Source organism: Mycobacterium sp. TH-M103 (assembly GCF_057473785.1).
In genome coordinates this window covers 1-4,845 of the sequence record NZ_JBYCLG010000040.1, presented here as the reverse complement: position 1 = coordinate 4,845, position 4,845 = coordinate 1, and the positions used below count along the sequence as shown (strand labels likewise).

Here is a 4,845-nt window from a genome sequence, read left to right as displayed (position 1 = left end):
AGAGGACGCTGCAGCTCGTCAACGGCGTGGCGGCCCGAGTTCCGTTCGCGCACGTGACGATCACCGCGGAGACGCTGCGCAAGGCGACGCTCACCGTGGCGCGCAACGCCGGTGAATGGCTGCTGCATTTTCTGCAGGGCGCCGTCGGCGGCCTCGCGGGCGCGATCGCCTCGGCCATCGTCTTCCTGTACGTGTTCGTCGCGCTGCTGGTCCACCGCGAGAAGATGCGGACGCTGATCTCCCGGCTCAACCCGCTCGGCGAGGAAGTCACCGACCTGTACCTGCAGAATGCGGGCGCGATGGTGCGCGGCACCGTCAGTGGCCAGTTCGTCATCGCACTGTGCCAGGGCGTCGCCGGGGCGGCATCGATCTACGTCGGCGGATTCCACCACGGCTTCTTCGTTTTCGCGATCGTGCTGACCGCGTTGTCGATCATCCCGCTGGGCGGGGGCATCGTGACGATCCCGTTCGGCGTCGCGATGATGTTCTTCGGCCACGTCATCGGTGGCGCGTTCGTGGTGCTCTGGCATCTGGTGGTGGTGACGAACATCGACAACTTCCTGCGTCCGGTCCTGGTGCCCCGCGACGCGCGCCTGAACCCCGCACTCATGTTGCTCGCGGTGTTCTCCGGGATCGCCATGTTCGGTCCCTGGGGGATCGTCATCGGCCCGGTCCTGATGATCCTGATCACCACCACCCTCGACGTCTACCTCGCGGTGTACGAGGAGGCCGGGCAGGGGGCGCCGCCGGCCACGGAACCTAAGTCAGTCGCCGAGTGAGGAACTCGACCACCCTTTTGCGGGCCTCGTAGGCGGGCTGGCCGTCGACCTCGCGCACCTCGTCGGTGAGAACGGAATGCGCCATCTTGCCGAAACCGTGCGCGTTGCCCCGGCCGGAGTCGATCTCGATCACCTCGAACGCGTCGCCGAGGCGCTCCTTGAGCGCGGTGAACCGATCACGCGGGGACATCTTGTCCTCGCTGAACCGCAATCCCATCGCGCACAGGCCGTCGTTGGCGCAGCGGTCGGCCACGGTGGCCAGTTCGGCCGCGCTGAGCCCGGGGTCGCGTCGCTGCGCTGCGGTCATCGGGAACGGGACGGACGGCTGGCTGAGCACCGGCGCCAGCACGCTGTCGTCGACCGCGGCGGCCAGCGCGAAGCCACCGGTGAAGCACTGGCCGATCACGCCGACGCCCTTGCCCGGCGTCGAGGCGTTGAGGTCGCGGGCCAGCGCCCGCAGAAACAACGAGACCGGCCGCTGCTTGTCGGTCGCGAACGCCGCGAATTCCCGCGCCACACAAGCGCGGGCGATGGCGCCGGCGATGTAGCCGGCGGTCTTCCGCTTGCCCGGCTCGCCGAACAGCGAGGGGATGGCCACGGTGAAGCCCCGATCCACCAGGTGATTGCCGAGCCCCAGCACGCCGGGGTGAATTCCCGGCATCTCCGGGATCAGCACCACCCCGGGACCGCTGCCCTTGCGGTACACGTCATGGGTGTAGTCGCCACCGGTGAACGGGGCCACCGACCATCCGGACAGGTCTGCTTCGGGTGCGGTCACGTGATCCCCTCGCCCCTTCTAGTTCCCGTGTTTTTGCGGGCCCGGCAGCGGCGGCTGGGACTGCGTCGCCGACGCCAGCGTACGGAACTGGTCGGTGCCGCCGGCGCCGGTGATCGCGATCTGGGTGGCACCGGCCGGGCCGGCCAGCCTGGTCGTCCAGATCGGCTCGGCGTCCGCGCCGCTCTGACCGCTGCCGCGATAGACGACCCAGTTGGTGCCGGAGACGTCGACCGAACCGGTCGGGTAAGCCTCGGCATGGATGGAGGCGACCAGCCGGGTCTCGTCGGCGTCGCTCTGGGTCAGCCTCATGTACATCCCGGTGGGGCTGATGTAACCCACGGTGGAGGTGAGTGCGTTGCTCCGCCGACCGGTCGCGGGGTCGGTCCGACCGTTCGGGATGTCACCGCGACCGCCGGAGTTGGGCTGCCAGCCCGCCGGCAGATGCGGTTGGCGAATGGGAAAGCCCAGCGTCTGGGCGTCCGAGCGCAGGGCCGCCGTCGCGTCGTAGGACGGGATCGTCCCCTTGTTGGTCCCGGTGAGCTGGAACGAACACATCCCGACCACGCCCGCCAGCAGGATGCACCCCAGCACCAGCGGCATCAGCGACCAGAACATGTCGCGACCGTCCTGCAGCAGCCGCGGCTTGGCCGGCCGGGCAGCGGGCCCGGGCTCGCCGGCCAACTCGGCGCCCGCCTGCGGTTTCTCGGTCACCCCTGCAGTATTCCAGCCGGCCGGCGCCAGCCACAGCCCAGCTCCAGCGGACGGGCGTGCTTCTGTAACAATCAGCAGCTATGACAGTTGAGGGCGACCGACCGTCGGAACCCGGGCGCCGCGGCCCGACGCACCCGCGCTCGCGCGGGGAAGCCCCGGACCGCAACCTGGCGCTCGAGCTCGTGCGGGTCACCGAGGCCGGCGCCATGGCCGCCGGGCGCTGGGTGGGCCGCGGCGACAAGGAGGGCGGCGACGGGGCGGCCGTCGACGCGATGCGCGAACTGGTCAACTCGGTGTCGATGCGCGGCGTGGTCGTCATCGGCGAGGGCGAGAAGGACGACGCGCCGATGCTCTACAACGGCGAGGAGGTCGGCAACGGCGACGGCCCGGAGTGCGACTTCGCCGTCGACCCGATCGACGGCACGACGCTGATGAGCAAGGGCATGCCCAACGCGATCTCGGTGCTGGCCGTGGCCGAGCGCGGGGCGATGTTCGACCCGTCGGCGGTCTACTACATGAACAAGATCGCCGTCGGGCCCGAGGCGGTGCACGTGCTCGACATCACCGCGCCGATCGCCGAGAACATCCGGGCGGTGGCCAAGGTCAAACACCTGTCGGTGCGCGACATGACGGTGTGCATCCTGGACCGGCCCCGGCACGCGCAGCTGATCGAGGACGTCCGGGCCACCGGCGCGCGCATCCGGCTGATCACCGACGGCGACGTCGCCGGCGCCATCTCGGCGTGCCGGTACCAGTCGGGTACCGACATGCTGGCCGGCATCGGCGGGACCCCGGAGGGCATCATCGCCGCCGCGGCGATCCGCTGCATGGGCGGCGCCATCCAAGCGCAGCTGGCGCCGGTGGATGACGCGGAACGCCGCAAGGCGCTCGACGCCGGCTACGACCTCGACCAGGTGCTGACCACCGAGGACCTGGTGTCCGGGGAGAACGTCTTCTTCTGCGCCACCGGCGTCACCGACGGCGACCTGCTCAAGGGGGTGCGGTACTACCCCGGCGGCTGCACCACCCAGTCGATCGTGATGCGGTCGAAGTCGGGCACCGTACGCATGATCGAGGCCTACCACCGGCTTTCGAAGCTCAACGAGTACTCCGCCATCGACTTCACCGGCGACAGTTCCGCCGCCTATCCCCTACCGTAATCCGACACCACCAGCGAGGACGTTCACCAATGGCCGCTGACGGCTCCGAAAGCACCGAGTACCGCATCGAGCACGACACCATGGGCGAGGTCCGGGTGCCCGCAAAAGCGTTGTGGCGCGCCCAAACTCAACGCGCGGTGGAGAACTTCCCGATCTCGGGCCGCGGCCTGGAGCGCACCCAGATCCGGGCGCTGGGCCTGCTCAAGGGCGCCTGCGCCCAGGTGAACAAGGACCTCGGGCTGCTGGCCCCGGAGAAGGCCGACGCGATCATGGCCGCGGCGGCCGAGATCGCCGACGGCCAGCACGACGACCAGTTCCCGATCGACGTCTTCCAGACGGGTTCGGGCACCAGCTCCAACATGAACACCAACGAGGTGATCGCCTCCATCGCCGCACGCAACGGCGTCACGGTGCACCCCAACGACGACGTCAACATGTCGCAGTCCTCCAACGACACCTTCCCCACCGCCACCCACATCGCGGCCACCGAGGCCGCGGTGAGTCACCTGATCCCCGCGCTGGAGGTGCTGCAGGGCGCGTTGGCCGCCAAGGCCGACGAGTGGCAGACGGTGGTCAAGTCGGGCCGCACCCACCTGATGGACGCGGTCCCGGTGACCCTGGGCCAGGAGTTCAGCGGGTACGCCCGCCAGGTCGAGGCCGGCATCGAGCGGGTGCGCGCCACCCTGCCCCGGCTCGGGGAGCTGGCCATCGGCGGCACCGCCGTCGGCACCGGCCTCAACGCCCCCGACGGCTTCGGCACCAAGGTCGTGGCGGTGCTGGTGGAGCGGACGGGCATCTCCCAGTTGCGCACCGCGGCAAACTCTTTCGAGGCCCAGGCCGCCCGCGACGGATTGGTCGAGGCCTCCGGTGCGCTGCGCACCATCGCGGTGTCGCTGACCAAGATCGCCAACGACGTGCGCTGGATGGGGTCGGGTCCGCTGACCGGGCTGGCCGAAATCCAGCTGCCGGACCTGCAGCCCGGCAGTTCGATCATGCCGGGCAAGGTCAATCCGGTTCTGCCGGAAGCGGTTACCCAGGTCGCAGCGCAGGTGATCGGCAACGACGCCGCGATCGCCTGGGGCGGAGCGAATGGCGCCTTCGAGCTCAACGTCTACATCCCGATGATGGCCCGCAACATCCTGGAGTCCTTCAAGCTGCTGACCAACGTGTCGACGCTGTTCGCCGAACGCTGCATCGTCGGGCTGAAGGCCAACGTCGAGCACCTGCGCGAGCTGGCCGAGTCTTCCCCGTCGATCGTGACGCCGCTGAACTCGGCCATCGGCTACGAGGAGGCCGCGGCGGTGGCCAAACAGGCGCTCAAGGAACGCAAGACCATTCGGCAGACCGTCATCGACCGCGGGCTGATCGGCGACAAGCTCTCGATCGAGGAGCTGGACCGCCGCCTCGACGTGTTGGC

5 protein-coding genes are annotated in these 4,845 nt (G+C 69.4%); 3 read left to right on the top strand and 2 right to left on the bottom strand.

Annotation, left to right across the window (positions count from 1 at the left end):
• Positions 1-779 (top strand): AI-2E family transporter (locus tag AC2VOR_RS01760; RefSeq protein WP_486963089.1); only part of this gene is annotated, 779 nt, incomplete at its 5' end.
• Here the strand turns inward: AC2VOR_RS01760 and AC2VOR_RS01755 are convergent.
• Both AC2VOR_RS01755 and AC2VOR_RS01750 read right to left on the bottom strand, forming a co-directional pair.
• On the bottom strand, positions 760-1,557 hold the full coding sequence (locus AC2VOR_RS01755; RefSeq protein WP_407685606.1) for a dienelactone hydrolase family protein: 798 nt from the start codon (positions 1,555-1,557) through the stop codon (positions 760-762). The genes AC2VOR_RS01760 and AC2VOR_RS01755 overlap by 20 nt on opposite strands.
• A gap of 18 nt (positions 1,558-1,575) precedes the next feature.
• Positions 1,576-2,268 (bottom strand): DUF4245 domain-containing protein, encoded by a 693-nt coding sequence (locus AC2VOR_RS01750; RefSeq protein ID WP_407685607.1) that lies wholly within the window; start codon positions 2,266-2,268, stop codon positions 1,576-1,578.
• An 80-nt stretch (positions 2,269-2,348) separates the two neighbouring features.
• Between AC2VOR_RS01750 and glpX the strand changes: the two genes are divergently transcribed.
• Positions 2,349-3,428, top strand: a complete 1,080-nt coding sequence (glpX, locus tag AC2VOR_RS01745; protein ID WP_369737370.1) for a class II fructose-bisphosphatase — start codon at positions 2,349-2,351, stop codon at positions 3,426-3,428.
• 29 nt (positions 3,429-3,457) lie between these two features.
• Positions 3,458-4,845 (top strand): class II fumarate hydratase (locus AC2VOR_RS01740; protein ID WP_486963088.1); only part of this gene is annotated, 1,388 nt, incomplete at its 3' end.

What these genes read in the sequence shown, in the direction of transcription:
- glpX (WP_369737370.1), top strand. Translation starts at nt 2,349, where the DNA reads ATGACAGTTGAGGGCGACCGACCGTCGGAACCCGGGCGCCGCGGCCCG.